This is a genomic window from Planctomycetota bacterium, from assembly GCA_016235865.1.
GTDB lineage: Bacteria > Planctomycetota > MHYJ01 > JACQXL01 > JACQXL01 > JACRIK01.
Genome location: JACRIK010000006.1, coordinates 1 through 2,134 on the forward strand (window position 1 = coordinate 1; position 2,134 = coordinate 2,134).

3 protein-coding genes are annotated in these 2,134 nt (G+C 51.5%); 1 reads left to right on the forward strand and 2 read right to left on the reverse strand.

Going from position 1 to position 2,134, the window contains the following annotated elements:
• Positions 1 to 229, forward strand: a 229-nt coding sequence (locus HZA49_04115; GenBank protein MBI5778625.1) for a tetratricopeptide repeat protein, incomplete at its 5' end; no start/stop codon positions are given.
• A 116-nt stretch (positions 230 to 345) separates the two neighbouring features.
• Here HZA49_04115 and HZA49_04120 read toward each other — a convergent pair.
• Together HZA49_04120 and HZA49_04125 are read right to left on the reverse strand one after the other, a co-directional pair.
• Entirely contained in the window at positions 346 to 1,644 is a 1,299-nt protein-coding gene (locus HZA49_04120) for a hypothetical protein (protein MBI5778626.1), read from the reverse strand.
• A gap of 294 nt (positions 1,645 to 1,938) precedes the next feature.
• Positions 1,939 to 2,134: hypothetical protein (locus HZA49_04125; GenBank protein ID MBI5778627.1), on the reverse strand; the 196-nt coding region annotated here is incomplete at its 5' end.

Here is a 2,134-nt window from a genome sequence, read left to right on the forward strand (position 1 = left end):
CACCCACAGAAAGGCTCTCGAATATTGTGAAAGGGCGCTCAAGCTGGGACTCCCGAAACAAGAAAATGCCTTTATTTACAAAAAAATGGCAGAGTGTTATATCGGTCTGGAAGAATATGACAACGCCTTGCAATATTTAAACAAGGCGTTGTCGCTGAAACCGAATATTCAAGGCACCCTCAAGCTGAAAACGAAGCTGAGCCAATATACGTCAAATACGGTGGAATAAATTGGCCATGAAGCCCCACTAAAACAAGATGACTCACTTGCCATATCATTTAGTGGGGCTGCCGGTACTCCCATTATCCAGGGTACGCTCGGACTGGCGGTGGAGACGCCCCGTTATTAACGGAAGCCGGCCACCGTTTTAGCAGTCTTGTTGAGTACGAGGTGATTGTCTGCATCGCATTTTGGGTGGTTCAGGTTGCCTGCGGTGCAGGTGGAGTTAGTCTTCGAGGCCACGCCCAGCTTAATCCCACCATATTTCTTGCGAGGGTTCGACCAATATGGTATTCTCGTGCAACTGAAGCCGCGGTCTGAGCAGTCATTATTGTAAGCCATAACCGTTCGCCAGCGCGTTTGCGCCGTAGCACCAGGGTTTACGTATCCATGGTTGTAAGTGTAGGGGCTGTTCTTGGCGTCGTCCACGTACCAATCGTGGCGGGCGCCCATGTTGTGTCCCAATTCGTGTCCGAAGGAATAATAGCCCGTGGCGCAATTCCAATTCACCAGCGCGAAGGCATTCGTCTTGAAGGCGTTCGAGACAGTCGTCATCAGCCACGCAAGGCCGCAGTACCCATTGTCGGCCACGAGCAGAACAACCTCATCGGCTTTGTAGGTATCCCGCAGGGTGTGGACGTTGTCAATGAACCCGTCCGAGGTGTTGGTCAGCCGGCTCAGGGTAGTATTCCAATTGAAACCGGATTCATCGTAGGAAACTTCTTCCGCATGTGCCAGGTGCACCCGCTGGGTGATACCGCTGTTAGTGTAACTGGTATTGGTCTCGGTGATGGCCAGGTTGATCAGGGTGTTCATTGCCGTTGTGCCGCCGGCGGCCGCCCGCGCATCATCGGTATAGACAACCAGCACGTCAATCTGGGAACCCTTGACAAGGGACACCGCCTCCGCAGACACGTCATCGGTACCTGCATCAGCAGGCAGATCGGCGGGGATCGGTTCAGCCTCAGGCGGATAAGCGGAATGGTCCACCTCACATACCACATGAACTCCCCCCCCTGCGTAACGCACCTGGTATGCTCCTCCGGGAAACACGATGTTTGCAGCCATCAGGCCGTCTTCGACGACCATGGTCACGCTACTGAGACCAACCCCTTTCAGTTTTCCCACATAGACGAATCCTTTAGGCGATACTTTTTTGACCGTCTTTAGGACAGCATTGAATGAAACGTCGTTGAACAAGTTCAACTCCAAAACATCACCTCGCTTCGCCCATGCCGCACCCAGCATATCGAAATCAACGTTGACACTGCGGGAGCGAACGGCTACGGCAGGTATGTCCAGGCTGCCGGCTTGCATGGAATCGGTAAATAGCCCTTCGCCGGTATCATTGGCCATAGCCGATGAACCAGAAGACCCCATGCTGATTGCTGTGATCATCAACAACGCCATAAATAGTTTCTTCATCTGGACTCTCCTTTTAAGATTGGATGTGAGATATTTATAACTCTGCCTGCAACAACCCATATTATTGCAGATAACGCTCTTTGCTACAAAGTTATTGACGGCAACGTCTATTGGGTTCCTTTCATCATTGCATAGACGCCCTCCTAATACTAAAAAAGGTAACAGTTCACCTCCCTCAAAAGTGCCGACACCCTGTCAGGGTTTAAAACCCTGACAGGGTTATCCGGGCAATGTGCCGATTCCCCTACAGTGAGGGGCAAGAGGTGGGTGAACTGTTACTAAAGAAGATTTCCCTCACGGCGTAATTGCCTGCAAGGGCGGTTCTTCCGGCGGAAAGGCAGATTGGTTGATCTGGTAAACGGCATGGATTCCCTCGCCCACATATCTGATCTGATAGAGAGAACCAGGCAGGGTAATATTTCCGGACAAAACATCCTTCTCAACAACCAGCGTGACCTGACTATATTCCACGTGATCAAGGTGACCAATC